18 protein-coding genes, 4 tRNA genes and 1 pseudogene are annotated in these 21084 nt (G+C 60.4%); 14 read left to right on the top strand and 9 right to left on the bottom strand.

All coding sequences use genetic code 11. The annotated features are described in order from the left end of the window. Positions 1–42: 42 nt before the first annotated feature. The 4 genes from J2Y39_RS11895 to J2Y39_RS11880 all read left to right on the top strand — a co-directional run bounded on the left by J2Y39_RS11895 (position 43) and on the right by J2Y39_RS11880 (position 3732). Positions 43–849, top strand: coding sequence for an alpha/beta fold hydrolase (locus J2Y39_RS11895; RefSeq protein ID WP_056788154.1), 807 nt, complete (start codon positions 43–45; stop codon positions 847–849). Beyond that, positions 846–1700: an alpha/beta hydrolase gene (locus J2Y39_RS11890; protein WP_056788155.1), complete on the top strand. Its 855-nt coding sequence runs from the start codon at positions 846–848 to the stop codon at positions 1698–1700. The genes J2Y39_RS11895 and J2Y39_RS11890 overlap by 4 nt, the downstream gene beginning before the upstream one ends. A 115-nt stretch (positions 1701–1815) precedes the next feature. Then, the gene (locus J2Y39_RS11885) at positions 1816–2622 is read left to right on the top strand and encodes a DUF4892 domain-containing protein (RefSeq protein WP_056788158.1); all 807 of its coding nucleotides are present in this window, start codon (positions 1816–1818) and stop codon (positions 2620–2622) included. Between the two features lie 69 nt (positions 2623–2691). After that, positions 2692–3732 (top strand): AI-2E family transporter, encoded by a 1041-nt coding sequence (locus J2Y39_RS11880; protein WP_056788161.1) that lies wholly within the window; start codon positions 2692–2694, stop codon positions 3730–3732. Between the two features lie 624 nt (positions 3733–4356). Here the strand turns inward: J2Y39_RS11880 and J2Y39_RS11875 are convergent. Both J2Y39_RS11875 and J2Y39_RS11870 read right to left on the bottom strand, forming a co-directional pair. Continuing rightward, complete coding sequence (locus J2Y39_RS11875; RefSeq protein WP_310217754.1) at positions 4357–5439, bottom strand: ATP-binding protein; 1083 nt, start codon at positions 5437–5439, stop codon at positions 4357–4359. Next, positions 5439–6188: a response regulator gene (locus J2Y39_RS11870; protein ID WP_252887980.1), complete on the bottom strand. Its 750-nt coding sequence runs from the start codon at positions 6186–6188 to the stop codon at positions 5439–5441. The genes J2Y39_RS11875 and J2Y39_RS11870 overlap by 1 nt, the downstream gene beginning before the upstream one ends. A gap of 262 nt (positions 6189–6450) precedes the next feature. Here J2Y39_RS11870 and pyrF point away from each other — a divergent pair, with 262 nt between their 5' ends. After that, complete coding sequence (gene pyrF, locus J2Y39_RS11865) at positions 6451–7149, top strand: orotidine-5'-phosphate decarboxylase (protein WP_122746841.1); 699 nt, start codon at positions 6451–6453, stop codon at positions 7147–7149. Between the two features lie 124 nt (positions 7150–7273). Here pyrF and J2Y39_RS11860 read toward each other — a convergent pair whose 3' ends face one another. Then, positions 7274–8278, bottom strand: coding sequence for an NADP-dependent oxidoreductase (locus tag J2Y39_RS11860; protein ID WP_016773662.1), 1005 nt, complete (start codon positions 8276–8278; stop codon positions 7274–7276). Positions 8279–8515: 237 nt separating this feature from the next. Between J2Y39_RS11860 and J2Y39_RS11855 the strand changes: the two genes are divergently transcribed. From J2Y39_RS11855 to J2Y39_RS26500, 4 genes and pseudogenes are all read left to right on the top strand, one after another. Next, positions 8516–9277: an SDR family oxidoreductase gene (locus J2Y39_RS11855; RefSeq protein WP_016773663.1), complete on the top strand. Its 762-nt coding sequence runs from the start codon at positions 8516–8518 to the stop codon at positions 9275–9277. Positions 9278–9468: 191 nt separating this feature from the next. Next, positions 9469–10869, top strand: coding sequence for a PLP-dependent aminotransferase family protein (locus tag J2Y39_RS11850; protein WP_076563828.1), 1401 nt, complete (start codon positions 9469–9471; stop codon positions 10867–10869). A gap of 108 nt (positions 10870–10977) precedes the next feature. Then, positions 10978–12084 (top strand): annotated as a pseudogene (locus J2Y39_RS26505) (HAMP domain-containing protein); the annotation flags it as partial. Next, the gene (locus J2Y39_RS26500) at positions 12064–12945 is read left to right on the top strand and encodes a methyl-accepting chemotaxis protein (RefSeq protein ID WP_409037431.1); all 882 of its coding nucleotides are present in this window, start codon (positions 12064–12066) and stop codon (positions 12943–12945) included. The pseudogene J2Y39_RS26505 and the gene J2Y39_RS26500, both read left to right, overlap by 21 nt. Before the next feature lie 254 nt (positions 12946–13199). Here J2Y39_RS26500 and J2Y39_RS11840 read toward each other — a convergent pair whose 3' ends face one another. After that, on the bottom strand, positions 13200–13958 hold the full coding sequence (locus tag J2Y39_RS11840) for a hypothetical protein (RefSeq protein WP_039764159.1): 759 nt from the start codon (positions 13956–13958) through the stop codon (positions 13200–13202). Positions 13959–14342: 384 nt separating this feature from the next. On the opposite strand from J2Y39_RS11840, the gene J2Y39_RS11835 reads away from it, so the two are divergent. The 4 genes from J2Y39_RS11835 to J2Y39_RS11820 all read left to right on the top strand — a co-directional run bounded on the left by J2Y39_RS11835 (position 14343) and on the right by J2Y39_RS11820 (position 14756). After that, a tRNA-Glu gene (locus tag J2Y39_RS11835) sits at positions 14343–14418 on the top strand. A gap of 3 nt (positions 14419–14421) precedes the next feature. Then, positions 14422–14497, top strand: a tRNA-Gly gene (locus J2Y39_RS11830). 104 nt (positions 14498–14601) lie between these two features. Next, positions 14602–14677, top strand: a tRNA-Glu gene (locus J2Y39_RS11825). Between the two features lie 3 nt (positions 14678–14680). Next, positions 14681–14756: transfer RNA gene (locus J2Y39_RS11820), tRNA-Gly, on the top strand. A gap of 135 nt (positions 14757–14891) precedes the next feature. Here J2Y39_RS11820 and J2Y39_RS11815 read toward each other — a convergent pair. From J2Y39_RS11815 to J2Y39_RS11800, 4 genes are all read right to left on the bottom strand, one after another. Beyond that, positions 14892–16631 carry a dipeptidase gene (locus tag J2Y39_RS11815; RefSeq protein ID WP_236168389.1) on the bottom strand — a complete coding sequence of 580 codons (1740 nt, stop codon included), beginning with the start codon at positions 16629–16631 and terminating at the stop codon, positions 14892–14894. Between the two features lie 188 nt (positions 16632–16819). Next, a complete protein-coding gene (locus J2Y39_RS11810; RefSeq protein ID WP_236168390.1) occupies positions 16820–17458 on the bottom strand; it encodes a LysE family translocator in 639 nt (212 codons plus the stop codon). A 1-nt stretch (position 17459) separates the two neighbouring features. Continuing rightward, positions 17460–18230 carry a 2OG-Fe(II) oxygenase gene (locus J2Y39_RS11805; RefSeq protein ID WP_150637613.1) on the bottom strand — a complete coding sequence of 257 codons (771 nt, stop codon included), beginning with the start codon at positions 18228–18230 and terminating at the stop codon, positions 17460–17462. A 90-nt stretch (positions 18231–18320) separates the two neighbouring features. Further along, positions 18321–18947, bottom strand: coding sequence for a hypothetical protein (locus J2Y39_RS11800; protein ID WP_056788187.1), 627 nt, complete (start codon positions 18945–18947; stop codon positions 18321–18323). A gap of 89 nt (positions 18948–19036) precedes the next feature. On the opposite strand from J2Y39_RS11800, the gene J2Y39_RS11795 reads away from it, so the two are divergent. After that, complete coding sequence (locus J2Y39_RS11795) at positions 19037–20035, top strand: LysR family transcriptional regulator (RefSeq protein WP_039764152.1); 999 nt, start codon at positions 19037–19039, stop codon at positions 20033–20035. A gap of 632 nt (positions 20036–20667) precedes the next feature. Here J2Y39_RS11795 and J2Y39_RS11790 read toward each other — a convergent pair. Continuing rightward, positions 20668–21075 carry a PA2817 family protein gene (locus J2Y39_RS11790; RefSeq protein WP_252882497.1) on the bottom strand — a complete coding sequence of 136 codons (408 nt, stop codon included), beginning with the start codon at positions 21073–21075 and terminating at the stop codon, positions 20668–20670. Positions 21076–21084: the final 9 nt, after the last annotated feature.

The following is a 21084-nucleotide window of genomic DNA, read 5'->3' as shown; positions in this document are numbered from 1 at the left end:
CGGACAATCAACGCCACGTTTCCCGCCCATGGATTTCCCCGCATGTCGCAACCGATCTTTTTCGCCCACGCCAACGGCTTCCCTTCGGGGACCTATGGCAAGTTGTTTGCGGCGCTGGCGCCGGAGTATCGGGTCGCGCATCTGGAGCAGCACGCCCATGACCCGCGTTTTCCGGCGGACGACAACTGGTACAACCTGGTCGATGAACTGATCCATCACCTCGAGCAGCAGGAGCAGCCGGTGTGGGGCGTCGGCCATTCTTTTGGCGGTCTGCTGCATTTGCACGCGGCGTTGCGTTGTCCCGAGCTGTATCGCGGCGTGGTCATGCTCGACTCGCCAGTACTGACCCGCACTGATCAGTGGGTGATTCGCGCGGCCAAGCGCTTTGGTTTCATCGACCGGCTGACACCCGCCGGGCGCACCCTCGGGCGGCGTGAAGAATTCGCCGATCTCGACAGTGCACGCAGTTACTTTTCCGGCAAAACCCTGTTTCGCGGCTTCGATCCGGAATGCTTCGATGCCTACCTGCAACACGGTTTGCATCAGGTCGACGACAAGCTGCGTCTGCGTTTTGACCCGGCCACCGAAATCAGCATTTATCGCGGCGTGCCGCACACCAGTCCCGGGCGCACCCGGCAGTTGCAGGTGCCGCTGGCCATCGTGCGCGGGCACAAGAGCCGGGTGGTCATGCGCCATCACACACGTTTCGTCTCGCGCCTGCCCCAGGGCGAGGCGCTGAGCATGCCCGGCGGGCACATGTTTCCGCTGGAGCGCCCGCAGGACACGGCGCGATTGCTCAAGAGCCTGTTCATGCGTTGGGAACAGCGGCAGAACAAGGATTGCGCATGAGCCCGACCTGCGAAGAAGTGCGCCTGAACCTGCCGCATATCGAGTTGGCCGCTCATCTGTTCGGCCCCGAGGACGGCTTGCCGGTGATCGCGTTGCACGGCTGGCTCGACAACGCCAATAGCTTCGCCCGGCTGGCGCCCAAGCTTGATGGCTTGCGCATCGTCGCGCTGGACATGGCCGGCCACGGTCATTCCGCTCATCGACCAAGCGGCGCCGGTTATGCGCTGTGGGACTACGCCCATGATGTACTGCAAGTCGCCGAGCAGCTGGGCTGGAAGCGTTTCGGCCTGCTCGGGCATTCGATGGGCGCGATTGTCTCGATGGTGCTGGCCGGTTCGCTGCCCGAGCGCATCAGCCATCTCGCGCTGATCGACGGCGTGATTCCTCCGACAGACAAGGGCGAAAACGCTGCCGAGCGCATGGGCATGGCGTTACAGGCGCAACTCGCTCTGCGGGACAAGCGCAAACCGGTCTATACCACCCTCGAGCGTGCCATCGAGGCGCGGATGAAAGGCCTGGTGGCGGTCAGTCGCGAAGCCGCTGAACTGTTGGCCCAGCGCGGTTTGATGCCGGTGCCCGGCGGTTACACCTGGCGCACCGACAATCGCCTGACCCTGCCATCGCCGCTGCGCCTGACGGAAGAACAGGCGATGGCGTTTGCCTCGCGCGTCAGTTGCCCGGCGCATCTGGTGGTCGCGGCGGATGGCATGTTGGCCAGGCATCCTGAGTTGCTGGAGCGTCTACCCTTCAGCCACGAACAGTTGCCGGGCGGGCATCATTTGCACCTGAATGACGAGGCTGGCGCAGGTCTTGTAGCAGACTGTTTCAATCGCTTCTTCGCCATGCCTTGACTTGCAGCGGGCAACTGTCGAGGCTGGGCGGGTTGAAATGGGAGACAAACTCGATGGATTTCTATACCGCTGCGACCCCGACCCGCCCAGCCATGACCGTCCGGTGAGGCTGACTATGCGGTCACTCAGTCTCTTCGCGCTGTGCTGCTTCAGCTCCTTGTCCTTCGCTGCCGATGTGCCGGGCAGCCAGGATCTGCAAATCGTGCCGCGTCTGGCCGATGCTCAGATCGTCGACTATCGCCCGGCGGCCGAGCTGGAGCGCATCTACCCGCTGGGCTCGATCCGCAAGATCAGCGGCCAGTTGCGGTTCGACGGTCAGGTCACCGCCCGCGGCCAGACTACCTCGGTGACCTACGAGTTGCCGCCGGAACATTCCGCCACCGAAGCCTTTACTGCCGCCCGCGAAGCCCTGCAACAGCAGGATGCCGAATTGCTGTTCTGGTGCCAGGCCCGCGATTGCGGCGAAAGCAGCCTGTGGGCCAACGAGGTGTTCGGCAACGCCAAGCTGTATGGCTCTGACGAGCAACAGGCTTATCTGTTGTTGAGGCTGGCGGCGCCAAAGGACAACACGCTGGTGGCGCTTTACAGCATCACTCGCGGCAATCGCAAAGCCTATCTGCATGTCGAGCAATTCGAGGCTGCGGCGCCGTTGGGCGAATTGCTGCCGACCTCGGCGACCCTGCTGCGTCAGTTGAAAAGCACCGGCGAGCTGGATTTTCCGAAACTGGTCGATGAACCGGATGCCACCTGGTTGCGCCTGATTTCCCGTGGTCTGAATCTCGACACGACCTTGCGGGTCACGGTTTCCGGGCCCAAGGCCGAAGCCTGGCGCCAGGCGCTGATCAATCAGGGCGTACGGGCGGCACGTCTGGAAGCCGGCAATCTCGAAGGCTCGGGCCTGCGCATCGACTTGTTGCGATAAGCTGTGCCGGGCGAGCACGCACACAGTGTTCGCCTACTCTTTCGCTGACTGACTTTGCCGGGACTTCCCATGCTCAATAACGATCGCCTGCTGGTGCAGATTCTGCTGCTGGTGTTGTTTGGTGCCAGCCTTTGGGTGATGGCGCCGTTCTGGTCGGCGCTGTTCTGGGGCGCGGTGCTGGCGTTTGCCAGTTGGCCGCTGATGCGTTTGCTCACGCGCTGGCTCAATGGCCGCGAATCGCTGGCCGCGTTGATCCTGACACTGGGCTGGATGTTGCTGGTGGCGGCGCCACTGGTGTGGCTGGGTTTCAACCTCGCCGATCATGTGCGCGATGCCACGGCATTCATCAAGGATGTGCAGGTCGACGGTTTGCCGGAAGCACCGACCTGGCTTGGCAGCGTGCCTTTGATTGGTGAGCGGCTGGTGTCGATGTGGGACAGCATCGATCAACAGGGCGCGGCGTTGATGGTCTCGATCAAGCCGTATCTGGGGCAGGTCGGCAACTGGTTGCTGGCACGCAGCGCGCAGATCGGCGGGGGGATTCTCGAGCTGACGCTGAGTCTGGTGTTCGTGTTCTTTTTCTACCGTGACGGGCCGCGACTGGCGGCGTTTGTGCACAGTCTGCTGCAGCGCTTGATTGGTGATCGTGCTGGCTATTACATCGAACTTGTCGCCGGTACGGTGCAGCGGGTGGTCAACGGTGTGATTGGTACAGCGGCGGCGCAGGCAGTGCTGGCGTTGATCGGCTTTTTCATTGCCGGGGTTCCCGGGGCGCTGGTGCTGGGGATCGTCACGTTTCTGCTGAGTCTGATTCCGATGGGGCCACCGCTGGTGTGGGTGCCGGCCACGGCGTGGTTGGCGTGGAAGGGCGAGTACGGGATGGCGGTGTTTCTCGGGATCTGGGGGACGTTCATCATCAGTGGCGTGGACAACGTGCTCAAGCCGTATCTGATCAGCCGTGGCGGTAATCTGCCGTTGGTGATTGTGTTGCTCGGGGTGTTTGGCGGGTTGATTGCGTTTGGCTTTATCGGGTTGTTTATTGGGCCTACGTTGTTGGCTGTGGCTTATAGTCTTTTGACGGATTGGAGTAAGAGTCAGGCTCGGGTCTAGGGGGGGGCTTGGCGGCCTTTGGGCCGACCATGCTTGGGTTTGTTTGGTGTGAATATCCGAATGTTTCGCTGCGGCGGCTGGCGGTTCCGCCCTTACGGCGGGTCACCTTTTTCAAACGCCAAAAAGGTAACCCAAAAGGCTTGCTCCTGCGTTCGGCCCTCGCAGGCTCGGGTTCCTTCGCTGCGGGATCGATCTGGGCGCAGCGGCTCCGGTTTGCTTCGCTGCACCTACACTCGCTGTGTACGACTGCGTCGTACGGTCGCTGCGCTCCCACGCCCGGATCAATCCCTCCGCTCAGCCTTCCGACGTCGCCGGTGGATCAAGATCAAAAGCAGTACTCGAGCTTGCGCTCATTGTTGAGTGGGGCGGCTTCGCCGCGGGCAGCTGCGCTGCTTTGCTTTTGCTTTTGCTTTTGCTTTTGCTTTTGCTTTTGATTTTGTGGGAGCGAGCCTGCTCGCGAAGGCGGCCTGACAGCCGACCTGTTTCTTGAGGTTGTACCCAGTCCAAGTGTAGGAGTGAGCCTGCTCGCGATGACGTCCTCACTGCCAACCCATCGCCCTCTGAGATCACTCGATCCCCTGTGGGAGCTGGCTTGCCAGCGATAGCGCCCTCACAGCCAACCCATTATCCCGGATGAACACCACTCCAATGTGGGAGCGAGCACCGCGGCAACCGAACAATTGCGGTCAACCCGCCGCCCGGTGTGTCTTCCAGCGTCAATTGCCCACCCAACCGCTGCGCGGCTTCGCGGGCGATGGTCATGCCCAGCCCTACGCCGCCGGAGTTGCGATTACGCGATCCCTCCAGTCGATAGAACGGCTCAAAAACCGCTTCCCGCTGTTCTTCAGCAATACCCGGTCCGTGATCAATCACCCGAATCAGCAGTTCTTCGCGCTGTTCCAGCAGTTCAATCCGTGCCTGTCCGGCGTAGCGCAGGGCGTTGTCCAGCAGGTTGTTGATGCACGAACGCAGCGCCATCGGTTGCACTGGCAAAGGCGCGCAGTGGCCGCTGGCCTGTACATCGGCGCCCTGGTCCTGGGCGTTCTCGCACAGCGATTCGACCAGCGCCTGCACGTCCAGCAACTGCAAGGCTTCGCTGGTGCGTTGTTCGTGCAGATAGGTGAGGGTGGCGTCGAGCATGCCGATCATGTCGTCCAGGTCCTGGCGCATCTGGCTTTGCAGTTTGTCGTCGCTGATGTTTTCCAGACGCAGTTTCAGGCGTGACAGTGGTGTGCGCAGGTCGTGGGAGACGGCGCCGAGCATGCGCGCGCGTTGCTGGACCTGTTCGCGGATGCGCCGTTGCATGAGGTTGAAGGTGTGGGCCGCTTGCCGGGCTTCGCGCGGGCCGGATTCGTCGAGGGGGTCGCTGTCGAGGTCTTCGCTCAGGCGCTCGGCGGCGTCGCTCAGGCGCTGGATCGGCCGGGTGAGCAGTTTGGCGCCGTACCAGGCGGCGATCATCAGCGTGATGAATTGAAAGGTCAGCGGCACCACCGGGCCACCGAACCAGGGGCGCGCTTGTCTCGGTGGATAAGCGGCGTCGTGCATGGGCGGTTGGCCGTCGATGTTCGCTGAGAACTCGGGCGGTGGTGGGGGCGGAGGAGGGCCGTAGAGCCTGAACCAGGCGAAGGCCAGCAGGTGCGCCAGGACAATTGCCGCGAACAGCACCCCGAACAGGCGACCGAACAGGGTGTCGAAGCGCGCCTTCATCAGCCGATGTCCCGCGCGTCGAACAGGTAACCCTCGCCGCGCACGGTCTTGATCAACTGCGGGGCTTTCGGGTCGTCGCCGAGTTTTTGCCGCAAGCGCGAGACCAGCAGGTCGATGCTGCGGTCGAAGGCTTCGATCGAGCGACCGCGAGCGGCGTCAAGCAGTTGTTCGCGGCTGAGCACGCGGCGCGGGCGTTCGATGAAGACCCAGAGCAGGCGGAATTCGGCATTGGACAAGGGCACTACCAGGCCGTTGTCGGCGACCACTTGGCGCAGGACGCTGTTGAGGCGCCAGTTGTCGAAGCGAATGTTGGCGCGCTGGTCAGTGCGGTCGTCGCGCACGCGGCGCAGGATGGTCTGGATGCGGGCGACCAGTTCGCGTGGTTCGAACGGCTTGGCCATGTAATCGTCGGCGCCCAGTTCCAGGCCGATGATGCGGTCGGTGGGTTCGCAGCGGGCGGTGAGCATGAGTATCGGGATGTCCGATTCGGCGCGCAGCCAGCGACACAGCGACAGGCCGTCTTCGCCGGGCAGCATCAGGTCGAGGACGATGACGTCGAAATGTTCGCCCTGCAGCGCCTGGCGCATCGCCGCGCCGTCGGTGACGCCGCTGGCGTGAATGTTGAAACGGGCGAGGTAATCGATCATCAGCTCGCGGATCGGCACGTCATCATCGACGATCAGCGCGCGGATGCTCCAGCGCTTGTCGTCTTTGCTTTCATCCGTCATGGTTGTCGGGGTGTTGTGCATGGGGCTGTTCACTACCAGGGGTGGTTTCAGCATAGGCGTCCGGCCGAGAGGCGGGAAGTGCTGTTGTAAGGGCGTATTGCGCAGGGCGAGGCTAACCCGGGTGGGTGTTGCCGGCGTGTCGGCTGTGTATCGAAGTCGACACAATAGCCGTGCGGGCTAAGCTGATAACCGCCAGCGCGACGATTTACCGATCATCGGGTGCCGCGCCGCCGCCGGTTCCGCTACAATGCGCGCCGTTTTCGACCAGCCTGAGAGCCCATCCATGTCCGCCTGCCAGACTCCTATCATCGTCGCCCTGGATTTCCCCACCCGTGACGCCGCACTGAAGCTGGCCGATCAGTTGGACCCGAAACTGTGCCGGGTCAAAGTGGGCAAGGAACTGTTCACCAGTTGCGCGGCGGAAATCGTCGGCACCCTGCGTGACAAGGGTTTTGAAGTGTTTCTGGATCTCAAATTCCACGACATCCCCAACACCACTGCGATGGCTGTGAAAGCCGCTGCCGAGATGGGTGTGTGGATGGTCAACGTGCACTGCTCCGGCGGTCTGCGCATGATGGCAGCCTGCCGCGAGGAGCTGGACAAGCGCAGTGGTCCGCAACCATTGTTGATTGGTGTGACCGTGCTGACCAGCATGGAGCGCGAGGATCTGGCCGGTATCGGTCTGGATATCGAGCCGCAGGAACAAGTGCTGCGTCTGGCGGCACTGGCCGAGAAGGCCGGGATGGACGGTCTGGTCTGTTCGGCGCTGGAAGCGTCGGCGCTGAAAACCGCGCACCCGTCGCTGCAACTGGTGACCCCGGGAATTCGCCCGGCGGGCAGTGCGCAAGACGATCAACGGCGCATTCTGACCCCGCGTCAGGCGCTGGATGCCGGTTCCGATTATCTGGTGATCGGCCGTCCGATCAGCCAGGCGACAGATCCGGCGCAGGCGTTGGCCGCAGTCGTAGCCGAAATTGCCTAAAGCTTATTGAAGATCCAACTGTGGGAGCGAGCCTGCTCGCGAAGAGGGAGTGTCAGTCGGCATCATTACCGACTGATCCACGCTTCGCGAGCAGGCTCGCTCCCACATTGGTTTCTGAGTGGTTTTAGACTTTCAACACCAACTTGCCAAAGTTCTCGCCGTTGAACAGTTTCATCAGCGTTTCCGGGAACGTCTCGAGTCCTTCAACCACATCTTCCTTGCTCTTGAGCTGCCCGTTGGCCATCCAGCCGGCCATCTCCTGCGCGGCGCTGGCGAACTGCGCGGCGTAGTCCATCACCACAAAACCTTCCATGCGCGCGCGATTGACCAGCAGTGACAGGTAATTGGCCGGGCCTTTGACCGCTTCTTTATTGTTGTACTGGCTGATGGCGCCGCAGATCACCACTCGCGCCTTCATGTTCAAGCGGCTCAGCACCGCGTCGAGAATGTCGCCGCCGACGTTATCGAAATACACGTCCACGCCCTTCGGGCATTCGCGCTTCAGACCGGCCACGACGTCTTCGGCCTTGTAATCAATGGCGCCGTCGAAGCCCAATTCGTCGATGAGGAATTTGCACTTGTCGGCCCCGCCGGCAATGCCAACGACGCGGCAGCCTTTGATTTTGGCGATCTGCCCGGCCACGCTGCCCACCGCACCTGCGGCGCCGGACAGCACCACGGTGTCACCGGCTTTCGGTGCGCCTACGTCGAGCAAGGCGAAGTAGGCGGTCATGCCGGTCATGCCCAGTGCAGACAGATAGCGTGGCAATGGCGCGAGTTTCGGGTCGACCTTGTAGAAACCGCGCGGCTCGCCGAGGAAATAATCCTGCACACCGAGGGCGCCATTGACGTAATCGCCGACGGCGAAGCCAGGATTGTTCGAAGCGATGACTTTTCCCACGCCCAGTGCGCGCATGACCTCACCGAGACCGACCGGCGGGATGTAGGACTTGCCTTCGTTCATCCAGCCGCGCATGGCCGGGTCGAGGGATAGGTATTCGTTTTTCACCAGAATCTGTCCCGCCTGTGGCTCGCCGACCGGTACTTCCTGGTAAGTGAAAGTCTCGCGGGTCGCGGCGCCCACCGGGCGTTTGGCGAGCAGGAACTGGCGATTGGTCTGGTTGGTCATGACAGGCACTCGAATGGAATGAAGCCTTGTTGATAGCTCTTCAACGGCGATGTCGCAAGGTTGGCTGATACGGCGAATGCGAGTCCATCCAGTGCAGTGATGGTTACGGGGCGGGTTTCATCACTGCGGCGCATGCGCCGGTAAACAGCGATTGCATAGTGCTGACGTGCTTTCGCTGCCCTTGGCTATGCTGCGACGCCAACATCTCCCAGTTTTTTTGCATTCGAGGACATCTCCATGAGCATGACGTTTTCCGGTCAGGTGGTTGTAATCACGGGAGCCGCCTACGGCATCGGTCGCGCGACAGCCCTGGCGTTTGCCGCCGAAGGCCTGAAAGTGGTGGTGGCTGACCTCGACGCGGCTGGAGGCGAAGGCACGGTGGCGCTGATTCGTACCGCCGGTGGCGAAGCGTCCTTCGTGCGCTGCGACGTGACGGTGGAAAGCGATGTAAAAAATCTGATGGATGAGGTGATCAATACCTACGGTCGTCTCGACTATGCCTTCAACAACGCCGGGATCGAAATCGAGAAGGGCAAACTGGCCGACGGTACGCTGGACGAGTTCGACGCGATCATGGGCGTCAACGTCAAAGGCGTCTGGCTGTGCATGAAGTATCAATTGCCGTTGCTGTTGGCGCAGGGCGGTGGCGCGATCGTCAACACGGCGTCGGTAGCCGGGCTGGGTGCGGCGCCGAAGATGAGCATCTACGCGGCGTCGAAACATGCGGTGATCGGCCTGACCAAATCGGCGGCGATCGAATACGCGAAGAAGAAAATCCGCGTCAACGCAGTGTGCCCGGCGGTAATCGACACAGACATGTTCCGCCGCGCCTACGAAGCTGACCCGAAGAAAGGCGAATTCGCCAATGCCATGCATCCGGTCGGACGCATCGGCAAGGTCGAGGAAATCGCCAGCGCGGTGCTGTATCTGTGCAGCGATGGCGCAGCGTTCACCACTGGGCACTCATTGGCGGTGGACGGCGGCGTGACAGCGTTCTGAAAGTTGCCGAAATACAAAGAACCCGCCTGCGTGCGGGTTTTTTTGTACCTCGTGGTCGGTCCCTGTGAATACCGTTAAACAATGTGTATCAAACCGTTAGAACTGCCGCATTTGGCGGTGTTGTCGCACAGCCTCGGCGGTGCGGCTGTGATTTACTGCTGCCAGCAAAACTGACAGGAGTTTGCGAGCTCATGGAACTGAGAATTGACCGACAGGCAATGGTGCCGGTCGTGCAGCAGATCGTCGACGGAATGACTGACTGGATTGTGCAAAGCGGCATCCCGCCGGCCACCCGGTTACCCTCCGTACGGCAAATCGCCCGGGGGAATCTGCTCAGCCAGTCGTGCGTTGTCGAAGCCTGCGAGCGCCTGGTCTCGCAAGGCGTATTGACCACGCGCCAGGGCGCGGGATTCATCGTCGCGGCCTCGCCGGCATTGCGCGAAGCGGACTCGGAATGGGCAGCGTGCGAGGGCCGCCCCGCATGGCGTGATGAGGTGGACGCCGCAACGAGTCGCTTGATTTTGGGGCAAGGAGGCTTGCCGCCGAGTTGGCGTGAGCCCGACGACCTCAGCTACGCGCTGCGCGAGGTGGCACGCACCGACATGGCCAGCCTGTTCAACTACAGCTCGCCACTGGGCCTGCCAGCGTTGCGCGAGCAAATTGCCAAGCGTCTGAAACTGCTGAATATCGACGCCTGCAATACCCGGCTGATGAGCACCAGCGGTGCCAGTCATGCGCTGGATCTGATCGTGCGCACCCTGTTCAAGGCTGGCGATTGCGTGGTGGTGGAAACGCCCGGTTATGCACCGTTGTTTGACCTGTTGCGTCTGCACGGCGTACAGATGCTCGAAGTTCGTCGTACGCCGAGCGGGCCGGACATCGACATGCTCGAGTCGGTGCTGCGTCAGTTTCGTCCCGGCGCCCTGTTCATCGGCAGTCATCACCACAATCCCACCGGCAGTTGCCTGACGCCTGCGGTGGCCCAGCGTATCGTGCAGTTGAGCAAGACCTACGACCTGCGCGTGATCGAAGATGACGTCTACGCTGATCTGCACACCGGCAACGGTACGCGGTTGGCGGCGCTGGACCATGGCGGCCGGGTCATTTATGTCGGCAGCTTCTCCAAGACACTGAGCAGCTCGTTGCGGGTCGGTTTTGTCCTGGCGGACAGCGAACTGCTGAAGCGCCTGGCGGAGGTCAAGATGATCAGCGGCCTGGGCTGTTCGAGGCTGGCCGAGGCGGTATTGGCCAGACTGATGGCGACCGGCGCCTATCGCAAACTGGTGCAGCGCCAGCGTCAGCGCTTGAATGCCGATCGCGCGGCGGCCTTGCAGGCACTGGAAGACGCCGAGTGGGAAGTGTTCGGCAAGCCGGTTGGCGGGCTGTTCATCTGGGCGCGGGCACGCTTGCGCGACCAGGCGTCGGTGCGCAGGCAGGCCCAGCACTGCGGGCTGGAGTTGTCAGCAGCGGACGCTTTCAGTCCCAGCGGTGAGTGCGGTGACTGGCAGCGCATCAATGTGGCCTGTGCCTGCGACCCACGGGCGCGGCAGTTTTTTCGCAATACCTGCGCGGATCGACCTCCAGCATTCTGAAAACGACGCGGGCGTAGCTTTTTGCCATTATTCCGACGCCAGAGTCTTGTGCTGGTTCGAGCCCGTTGCGAATCTTCGGCAACAGACTTTGGCAGGGGACTACGCGCAATGATTTCGGCCGTGCAAGGACGTTTTGCCAACCTCGGTATGGCGAAAAAACTGGGTATCGGATTTGTGGTCGTCTTGTTGCTGACTGCGTTGGTGGCGGCGATCGGCGTCTGGTCGCTGCAAACCATCAGTCTGCGTTTCGACGGCTTGAAGCAGATGTCCGCGCTCAACAGCGGCCTGCTCAAGGTGCGCCTGCTCGAGCAGGAATACGCCCTGCGCGGCAATCCGAAAACCGCCGATGCCTTGCGCGAAGGCGTCGATGGGCTGGTTGTTCTAGCCGGCGAGCTCAAGGCACATTCCCCGGCCAATGTGCCGGTGATGAGCGATGTCGAGCAAGCGCTGGGCGCGTATCGCAAGGCCTTCGATGAATTCGTCTCGCTGAGCCAGGCCAAGGACCTCGCGCTGGAGATGGCCAGTTGGTCGGTGTCCAGCGTGGCCAATAACCTCGACGTGTTGCAGAGCGGGCTGGCCGATGATGGCGCCTATACGTTGAAAGACACCGAGGGCAAGGACGGCGCCCAGTTCATCGAACAGGCGAATCAGGTCAGTCAGGTCTCGCGACTGATGCTGCAGGCGATGAACGAGGCGCGGGTGCGGCTGGATCAAAGCCGCAAGGGCGATGCCGACAATGCCGGCCAAGGCAACATCGAGCAGGCCGCGCAAGCGCAGGAGCAGGCCGAGGCGCTGAAAACCACGGTCAAGGACGAGGGATATCTGACGGTGCTCAACGAAGTGTCGGGGCATATCGCCGGATTCAACGAGAAACTGGCTGAATACACCGGTTTGCTGGCGCAAGAAAAAACGGTTTATGACCAACTGCATCAGCGCGCGGCGCAGGTGGTGGACCGGGTCAATCAGGCCTACGTCGCCGAAGACGCTTCGATGCAGGCGGAGCTGAAAAAGAACACGGTGTTGATCATTGGCTCTTCGGCGCTGGCCTTGTTGGTCGGATTGCTCGCCGCGTGGGTGATCACGCGCCTGATCGTGGCGCCGCTGCGCAGTGTGATTCGCGTGGCGCAGCAGATTGCTGCGGGTGATCTGACGGCGAAGGTCGAGGTGACGCGCCGCGATGAAATGGGGCAATTGATGTTGGCCATGCAGCAGATGGCTGCCGGTCTCGGCACGATTGTCAGCGGCTTGCAGACCGGCATCGAGCGCTTGGCCGGTTCCGCGCAATCGCTGTCGGCAGTGACCGAGCAGACCAATCTGGAGGTCAACAGCCAGAAGGAGGAAACCGAGCAGGTCGCCACCGCCATGAACCAGATGACCGCCACCGTGCATGACGTCGCGCGCAATGCTGAAGAGGCAGCTCTCGCGGCGCAGACGGCGGATGACAAGGTCGAGAGCGGCCAGCAGGTGGTGCGTCAAAGCATGGCGCGGATCGAGCAGTTGGCGGATTCAGCGACCTCGGCCAGTTCCAGCATCGAGAGCCTCAGCGCCGAAATTCAGAATATCGGCACGGTGCTGGAGGTGATCAAGAGCGTGGCCGAGCAGACCAATCTGTTGGCGCTGAACGCGGCAATCGAAGCCGCGCGGGCCGGGGAGCAGGGCAGGGGGTTTGCGGTGGTGGCCGATGAGGTTCGTGCGCTGGCACGGCGTACGCAGCAATCGACCGAGGAGATCGAACGCTTGGTCAGTGCCCTGCGCGCGGCGGCGCAGTCGTCGGTGCAGCAGATTCGCAGCAGTGGCGAACTGGTGAAGCTGGCGGTCAGTGATGCGTTGCAGACCGAGAGTGCGCTGGGGAGTATTGCCGCGGCGGTGTCGTTGATTCAGCAGATGAATCAGCAGATCGCGGCGGCGGCGGAGGAGCAGAGCTCGGTGGCGGAGGAGATCAACCGCAGTGTTACGCAGATTCGTGCGAGTGCGGATCACTCTTCCGTGGCGATGCGCGGGAATGCGGCTTCGAGTGTTGAGCTGGCGCAGTTGGGCGGCGAGTTGCGCTCGATGGTTGGGCATTTTCGGCTTTGAGCCTTGGCGGCCCTCGGGCCGGCCAGGCTCTCGGCTTCGCCGCGTGGGGATGGCCCAGTCTTGCTTTTGCTGTTCTGTGGGAGCTGGCTTGCCAGCGACGGCGGCCTGACACCCGACCGATTTTTACCTGAGAACACTGCTTCCCAATGTGGGAGCGAGCCTGCTCGCGAAAGCGGCCTTCAATTCACATTCTCTTTCAAGTCGCCCACAAAAAAGCCACCAATAACGGTGGCTTCTCTTCCAGCATTCCCGCCTCAGTCGTAAATCACTTTTTTCTTCCAGTCCGCATCGGCTTCGACATCCTTCAAACCGGCGGTCAGTTGGTTTTCTTCACCTTCCACCGGGGCAATCTTGTCCATGACCTGGGCGTTCGCTCGGGCGAGGAGTTTTTCCAGGTATTGCAGTTGCTCCGCGTACATCTGCGGGTCCTGCTGTTTGCGCAGATATTGCACGCCGCGTTCGAAGGCGAGGCGGGCCTGGCCGGGTTGGTTTTGTTGCAGGGACTGTTGGCCGAGGTTGTTGAAGAATTCGATGTGCAGCAGCACGAGGATGTGGCGCACTTCGCGGATCCATTGTTTGGCTTCGTTCGGTGGCAGGAAGCCGTCGTGGGCGGCGCGGGTGATCTGGCCGTGCAGGGCTTCGAGGAGGAAGCGCACGTCTTTGGCTTTGGCTTCGGTGAGGATCGGCGCGGGCGGGTTGTTCACCGGGATCGATTCGCCTTGGGCAACGAGGGCGCTCAGTTCGGTAATGCGGGCCTTGGTGGTTGCGCTGGTCTTTTCCAGATTGAGCAGGCGCTGGCAGACGTTGAGTTCCAGGCGGGTCAGCAGCAGCTTGAGCGCCGGGGTCATGAACTGGCCGGGGAAGGTTTCGGTCAGTTCGCCGCAGCGGCGCAGGCGGTCGTTGAGTTCGACTTTGGTGCGGGCCTTCTCCAGTTTGTTGTTTTCCACCACATGGTTCATGTAGCCAATGGCGATCAGAATTGCGATCCCGGCTACGACTAGCAGGGTGATCATGAGTGGTGTCACCGGTAAGACCTCTTTATAGGGTTCGCATGCGAGTTTAGTGGCTGGGCATTTAGGCGCCTAGCGCCGCTCGACGGGTTTGATCGGCTGCTGCAATCTGTATCGGCCGCCAGCGGTATAGATGAATGCTGGCGCTTGATGTGCAGATTGCCATCACTGTTCGGTGGACTATAACGTCTTGGCGAGTGGCGGAATATAGGCGTCAGGTTTCGGACGACGGAAAAGCCTTACGCGGCCCGTAATCCGGGTCGAAGTCATTGATTTAAATAAATTTATATCAGGGGGTTGACGACCCCTCAATCCATCCATAGAATGCGCGCCACTTGCAGCGTAAAGCACACAGCGAAACGCGGCAGGGAGTGAATGTTGTAGTGTGTCCCCTTCGTCTAGTGGCCTAGGACACCGCCCTTTCACGGCGGTAACAGGGGTTCGAGTCCCCTAGGGGACGCCATTTGCGGGAATAGCTCAGTTGGTAGAGCACGACCTTGCCAAGGTCGGGGTCGCGAGTTCGAGTCTCGTTTCCCGCTCCAATTTTAAACAGCAGTGCTTTCGGGCGGTGCTGAGTGAAACCAGAACCAAATCTTTGGATGCGGATCTGGACACCGAAACACACACCATGTGTTCCGGGTAGCGTGTCCCCTTCGTCTAGTGGCCTAGGACACCGCCCTTTCACGGCGGTAACAGGGGTTCGAGTCCCCTAGGGGACGCCATTTGCGGGAATAGCTCAGTTGGTAGAGCACGACCTTGCCAAGGTCGGGGTCGCGAGTTCGAGTCTCGTTTCCCGCTCCAATTTCACAAAAACGCCGATCAGTGATGATCGGCGTTTTTGTTTGTACGCGTTTTGTGGCGGCAATAAAAAAGGACCTTTTCACAGGTCCTTTTTTATTTTGAGCCCGGTCATCAATGATCGGGCTCAGGCCGTGCTTACAGCTTCGGCAACTGCCCGACACGCCCCATCATTTCCGTGACGATCTGCAGATCCAGCAGGAACTGGTCGACGGTCTTGAATTCGCCATCGGTGTGGCCGGTGTATTTGGCTTCCGGTCGCGCCAGGCCGAATTGCACACCGTTCGGCAATTCGTGAACCGAAGTCGCGCCAGCGGAAGTACCGAATTCCGACTTCATGCCGAGGTTTTCGCTGGCCACCGCGAGCAGCGCCTTGACCCACTCACCCTCGGGGTTGCGATACATCGGTTCGGCCACTGAGTAGTCGAACGCCACGGCAACGTGAGTCTTCTTGCTCCAGGCGTCCAGTTTCTCAGCGATCTCAGCCTTGAGCTTTTCCGGGGACTTGCCCTTCGGTACGCGCAGATTCACCGCCAGTTTGAAGGTTTTGTCATCCTCACCGACGTAGGTCAGCGAGGTGGTCAGCGGCCCCATGAACGAGTCGGAGAAGCCCACGCCAAGTTTTTTGCCCAGATAATCCAGGCCCCAGTTGTCATCGGCATAACGTGCGGCATCGGTGAACTGGTTTTGCTTGAGCGCGACTTTGCCGTCCAGGCTGTTGATGAAGCTCAGCATCCGTGCGACCGGGTTGACGCCGGACTCAGGCTCGGAGGAGTGCGCAGAAACCCCCGTCACGGTCAGTTTGACGTCTTTGCCATCAACCTTTGCCGCGACTTCGAAGTCGCCGCCGTTGGCTTTGGCATAGGCATCGCCGGCTTTTTGCAGACTGGCGGCGAGCTCGGCAGGCTTGTCGGTTACCAGCGTGGCCACCGACGCGGACGGAATCTGGTTGGTCGCCTTGCCGCCGGTCATCGAAATGATTTCCGCGCCGTTGCCTTCGCCTTTGCGTTTGGCAAAGTTGGCCATGACGGTGCCGTAACCTTTTTCGGCGATCACTACCGGATAACCGCCGTCTAGCGCCATGTTGTAGTTCGGCGTCGGGTTGCGCTCGAAGTAATAGGGAATGGCGTCGCCGCTGGTTTCTTCGGTGGTGTCGACCAGCAGCTTGAAGTTACGCGCCAGTGGCAGTTTCTCGTCCTTGATCACTTTCATGGCGTACAGCGCCACGACGATCGCGTTCTTGTCATCCTCTGTGCCACGACCGTACATGCGATCGCCAATCAGCGTGACTTTGAACGGGTCGAGTTTGGTGCCATCTTTCAGCACCCAGTTTTCCGGCGTCACCGGCACCACATCGGCGTGGGCATGAATGCCAACGACTTCGTCGCCTTTGCCATCCAGAGAGATTTCGTAGACACGGTTATCGATGTTGCGGAATTTCAAACCGAAGGATTCGGCGAGTTTCTGGATCTCGCCGGCAATCTTGATGAATTCCGGGTTGTCGTGTTGCTCCACGCCGTCCTTGCGGAAGGTCGGGATCTCGACGAGTTGGCGAAGAGTTTCCAGCGCGGCCTTGCCATATTTCACGCGGGTATAAATGCCCAGCAGACGGTGAATTTCATTCTGCTGTTCGGCGTTCAGGGTCTTGTTGTCGAGGAAGGCGCTGATGGACGGGGTGAGATTATCCGTTTTGGCCAGGTCGCTTTTCGCCAGGCTGCCAAGGAAGCTGCGGAAGTCCGTCAAGCTCTTGCCGTCGAAGGATTTCAGGATCGCTGCGCTTTGCTCGGCAGTGATGTTGGCTTGTGCGGCGCTGGTAAACGTGGCGAGGCTGGCCATGACCAGAGTGGCGGCGGCCAGTTTTTTCAGGGAAAAGACCATGGAACAGGCATTCCTTTGCAAAGGATTGGGAAAGTATTTCTGACGCTTGTGACAGAAACATTTTGTAAACCTAACACTGCGAGCGCTGGGAAAGGGAGTCGCAAACTTGATCTGTCGCACAGAAATGCAAAAGAGACGCACAAATGAAAAAGTCCCGGCGGGTGATGGCCGGGACTTTTTTGTGTGGGTTACATCGACAGCATCAGGCGGCCGGCAAATAGAATGAGGATGACGCCCATGCTGCGCTCGAACCAGTGTCCAAGGCGCATGAACAGCAGGCGCACTTTGTTGCTGGAGAAAAACAGCGCGACGATCACAAACCACAGCGCGTTGACGAAGCACATCCACAATCCGTAGAACGCCTGGATCTGCAGCGGTGTGCTGGCGCTGATGATCGTGGTGAAGATCGCCAGGAAGAACAGCGTGGCTTTGGGGTTGGTCGCGTTGGTCAGAAAACCGGTGCTGAATGCCTTGAACAGTGACTGTTCAACCAGCGGCTCATCGGCGGTTTTTTCACCTTCGACGCTGCTCTTCGGTTTGCTGCGGATCAGGCTGACGCCCAGATGGAGGATGTAAGCCCCACCGACCACTTTGGCCACAGTCAGCAGCCACGGCGTGGTGTGCATCAGGGCGCCGACGCCGAGCAGGGTATACAGCACATGCACGGAAATCCCCGCGCCGATGCCCAGCGCGGTGCAGATGCCGACGAGGCGACCGAAGCGCACGCTTTGGCGGATGGTCACGGCGAAGTCCGGACCGGGCGCAACCACGGCGAGAAAGTGGATGGTGGCCAATGCGAGAAACTCGCCCAGGTAATTGGAAAACATGTCAGCTCCAGAAAGTCAGAGGGGAGGCATTGCCGCGATAGCCGACAAAGAACGACAGGCTCAAACGCGGATCCGTGACGCCCGGAGTGACCGAGTGCATGCGCCGCGAATTGAACATGATGAAATCGCCGGGCTGCGGTCGTACTTCGAGGGCGGGCGGCCCCAGCAGCGACGGCTCGATGCCATAACTGTCGCCGCGCATTTCGTCGAATTGATCGGGGGTGATGTGGTCATTCCACATCTGCAAGGCGCCACCCTCGGCGGGCATGTTCAGGTAGACGTTGCAGGCAAATTGCGCCTCGAGACTGCGCGCCTGAAAACTGTCCGGGGCGTCTTTGGCGAAGATGTCGTGATGAGCAAGAAAGCACACGCCGGGTTTGACCACCCGCGACAAGCCGACATACATCTTGCGCCCGTAGAGATTTTCCAGATGCGCGCCGGCGGGCCAGGATTCGTCGAGCATGCAGCGCAACGTGTCGATCGGCGAAGAGTAGGGCGCGCAGCGCTGGCGCAGTTCGTCGATGTTGCGGGTGGCGCGTTCGAAGTAATCCTCGATCAGCAGCGGCTGGTTTTCCGCCTCGTAGAAGGCCATGCCGATGCGGCCGATGCTCGGTGCGTTGATGTAGCCCTCAAAGCCCGGGGCGAGGATCTTGTCGCCAATTTCGATCGCCAGCGGCTCGGGCAGAAAGCGTTTGACGCGGATGGCGAGGACTTCTTCGTTGGCCAGTTTTTTTATGCACGTCTCATCGAGACGCTCGACGTCTAGCATCATTTTTTTTAGGTCCATCTATCGATAGTCAACGGAACCGGCGAGTGCGGTTCCCCGGCGTCGGACGCTGCGCGATGGCAATGTCCGAAATGCTCAATCCACGCTGTAGTGGACGGAAAGCGTGCCCTTCTTCTGCGAAAGGGACGCGATCGTGACTGTGCCTAGATCCTTCAGGCTACGTACGTGGGTGCCACCGCAGCCATAGGCTGGCAGCTCACCGAAACTGATTTCCCGCGCGCCTTCGCGCAGCGAGGTCAGGCGCGGCAGATCATGTTCGATCCACTGCTCGATACCGGTTTGCACGGTTGGCGCATCGATTTCTTCAGCGCTATCGCCCGGCTTGAATTGCACCCGGCCTTCGTCCGGCCAGTGGTGCGCCTTGATCGGCATCCAGCCCATGGCCTGAATGAAATGACCGATCAGGTGCCCGGCCGAGTGCATGCGCGTATTGAAGCGGCGGCGCTCTTCATCGATACGGATGACGGTCATGCCCAGCGGCAGCGGGCGGTCGACGAAATGCACAATGCGCTCCGGTTCCTGCACCACGCGCGACACCCGGCTTTCACCGATCCAGCCGGTATCGCAAGGCTGACCGCCGCCCTGGGGGTGAAACAGGGTGGCGCGCAGCACTACGGCGAATTCGTTCTCGTGGGGTGTGCAGTCGAGGACTTCGACATTCGCCTTGAGGTCGTCACTGTGAAAAAACAGGCGAAGCGTCATATTCCATGCCCTGATCGAAGTTCTGTTTTTATTATATGAATCGTGCAATAACGTGATAATCCATTCGAACATCAAAGGACTTGTGCGTCGTGAGCATCAATCTTCCGCTGCCGCTGCTGGGTGAAATGGCGATTTTCGTCAAGGTTGTCGAGACCGGCAGCTTCTCCGAAGCGGCGCGGCAGATGGGTTCCTCACCCTCGGCGGTCAGTCGCAGTATTTCCCGATTGGAAAAGGCGTTGGCCACGCGCTTGCTGCAACGCACCACGCGCAAACTGCGCTTGAGCGATGGCGGTGAGGAGGTGTTCAAGCGTTGCCAGGAAATGGTCAGCGCGGCCAGGTCGGTGATGGAAATAAGCGGTCAGTTCACCCACGAAGCCGAAGGCCTGGTGCGGGTCAGCGTACCGAAAGCAGTGGGGCGTTTTGTGATTCATCCGCACATGCCGGAGTTTCTGCGCCGCTATCCCAAGGTTGATGTGGAGTTGCTGCTGGAAGATCGTCAGGTCGATCTGATCGATGATCATGTCGATCTGGCAATTCGCATCACTGATCGTCCACCGGCCGGTCTGGTCGGGCGGCAGTTGCTGACCATCGATCATTTGCTTTGCGCCACGCCGCAATACCTGGCCGAACACGGCACGCCGACGCATCCTCACGATTTGCTCAATCACAGTTGTATTTATCTGGGCGAAACGCCGAGCGATGCGCGCTGGAAGTTCAAGAAGGGCAGTAAAGCTGTCACGGTCGGGGTGCGTGGGCGTTATGCCGCCAATCACACGGGCGTGCGGTTGGGGGCGGTGTTGCAGCACATCGGGATTGGCAGTCTGCCGTATTTCACGGCGCGTTATGCGTTGGAGCAGAAATTGATTGTGCAGGTGTTGCCGGACTGGACGTTTCTTGCCTCTTATCATGGTGGGTTGTGGTTGCTGCATTCGCCGACGCGGTATCTGCCGCCGAAGTTGCGGGTGTTTATTGATTATCTGGTGGAGTGTTTGCAGAAGGAGCCGACTTTGGGTAGGCCCGGGAAGTCGGTGGGCGGTGGCAATTTGGCTGTGGCGTATGAGCTGCCGGAGAGTGAGGGGTTGCTTTGAGGTTTTTTTGGGGGGGGCTTGGCGGCCTTTGGGCCGACCATGCTCTGGTGGTTTGAGTGAATATCCGTTTCTGCGGTAACGGCTGCTTAGGGTTTCGCCCTTACGGCGACTTACTTTTTTACAAGCGCCTAAAAAAGTAAGCAAAAAACGCTAGCTCCTACGTTCGGCCCTCGCAGGCTCGGGTTCCTTCGCTGCGGGATCGATCCGGGCGCAGCGGCTACGGTTTGCTTCGCTGCACCTACACTCGCTGTGTACGACTGCGTCGTACGGTCGCTGCGCTCCCACGCCCGGATCAATCCCTCCGCTCAGCCTTCCGACGTCGCCTGTGAATCAAGATCAAAAGCGGTACTCGAGCTTGCGCTCATTGTTTTGAGTGGTGAGGGGCGGGTGGTGTCTGGCTGTTTTTGTGGTGAATTTTCCCCTCACCCCAGCCCTCTCCCGAGGGAGAGGGGGCCGGTTTGTGGGTTGTTCATAATCTGCATTCGACTCGGTAATTCAGGTCGACGTACCTCATCCAAACAGCGCGGTCAGTCCCCTCTCCCTCCGGGAGAGGGCTAGGGTGAGGGGCTTTTGATCTTGAAAAAAGGCCCGCATGGAATCTCCATGCGGGCGTTTTCAGTAGTGTTCGAATATCAGTGCTTGCTGTCCTGCGCCGACATGGCCAGCAGTTGTTTTTCCTGGTTCCAGTCAAACGGTTCGTCGTTCTGTTCGGCTTCGTAGCGGCGTTCTTCGAGGGCCTGGTAGAGGTCGATTTCTTCGTCGGAGAGGTAGTGCAGGCAGTCGCCGGCGAAGAACCACAGCAGGTCGCGCGGTATCAGGTGGGCGATTTGCGGGTAGCGGGTGATGACTTGGGTGAGGATGTCCTGGCCCAGGTATTGGCTTTCGATAGGGTCGATAGGCAGGGAGGCCAGCAGTTCGTCGAAGCGCTCGAGGAACAGGGCATGGCTTTCTTCGGGTACTTGTTCGGCCTCACCTACGGCGACCAGGATACTGCGCAGGAGGTCGAGCAACACGAGATGATCGGCAACGACGTTGGACACGAGATAAGT

It is taken from the genome of Pseudomonas sp. 2957, assembly GCF_031456345.1.
GTDB lineage: Bacteria > Pseudomonadota > Gammaproteobacteria > Pseudomonadales > Pseudomonadaceae > Aquipseudomonas > Aquipseudomonas siliginis.
This window is presented reverse-complemented; position numbering and strand designations above follow the sequence as displayed.

What these genes read in the sequence shown, in the direction of transcription:
- J2Y39_RS11855 (WP_016773663.1), top strand. Translation starts at nt 8,516, where the DNA reads ATGAGCATGACGTTTTCCGGTCAGGTGGTTGTAATCACGGGAGCCGCC.
- J2Y39_RS11850 (WP_076563828.1), top strand. Translation starts at nt 9,469, where the DNA reads ATGGAACTGAGAATTGACCGACAGGCAATGGTGCCGGTCGTGCAGCAG.
- J2Y39_RS11895 (WP_056788154.1), top strand. Translation starts at nt 43, where the DNA reads ATGTCGCAACCGATCTTTTTCGCCCACGCCAACGGCTTCCCTTCGGGG.
- pyrF (WP_122746841.1), top strand. Translation starts at nt 6,451, where the DNA reads ATGTCCGCCTGCCAGACTCCTATCATCGTCGCCCTGGATTTCCCCACC.
- J2Y39_RS26500 (WP_409037431.1), top strand. Translation starts at nt 12,064, where the DNA reads ATGTTGGCCATGCAGCAGATGGCTGCCGGTCTCGGCACGATTGTCAGC.
- J2Y39_RS11890 (WP_056788155.1), top strand. Translation starts at nt 846, where the DNA reads ATGAGCCCGACCTGCGAAGAAGTGCGCCTGAACCTGCCGCATATCGAG.
- J2Y39_RS11815 (WP_236168389.1), bottom strand. Translation starts at nt 16,631, where the DNA reads ATGGTCTTTTCCCTGAAAAAACTGGCCGCCGCCACTCTGGTCATGGCC.
- J2Y39_RS11870 (WP_252887980.1), bottom strand. Translation starts at nt 6,188, where the DNA reads ATGCACAACACCCCGACAACCATGACGGATGAAAGCAAAGACGACAAG.
- J2Y39_RS11800 (WP_056788187.1), bottom strand. Translation starts at nt 18,947, where the DNA reads ATGACGCTTCGCCTGTTTTTTCACAGTGACGACCTCAAGGCGAATGTC.
- J2Y39_RS11810 (WP_236168390.1), bottom strand. Translation starts at nt 17,458, where the DNA reads ATGTTTTCCAATTACCTGGGCGAGTTTCTCGCATTGGCCACCATCCAC.
- J2Y39_RS11875 (WP_310217754.1), bottom strand. Translation starts at nt 5,439, where the DNA reads ATGAAGGCGCGCTTCGACACCCTGTTCGGTCGCCTGTTCGGGGTGCTG.
- J2Y39_RS11840 (WP_039764159.1), bottom strand. Translation starts at nt 13,958, where the DNA reads ATGATCACCCTGCTAGTCGTAGCCGGGATCGCAATTCTGATCGCCATT.
- J2Y39_RS11885 (WP_056788158.1), top strand. Translation starts at nt 1,816, where the DNA reads ATGCGGTCACTCAGTCTCTTCGCGCTGTGCTGCTTCAGCTCCTTGTCC.
- J2Y39_RS11860 (WP_016773662.1), bottom strand. Translation starts at nt 8,278, where the DNA reads ATGACCAACCAGACCAATCGCCAGTTCCTGCTCGCCAAACGCCCGGTG.
- J2Y39_RS11880 (WP_056788161.1), top strand. Translation starts at nt 2,692, where the DNA reads ATGCTCAATAACGATCGCCTGCTGGTGCAGATTCTGCTGCTGGTGTTG.
- J2Y39_RS11805 (WP_150637613.1), bottom strand. Translation starts at nt 18,230, where the DNA reads ATGATGCTAGACGTCGAGCGTCTCGATGAGACGTGCATAAAAAAACTG.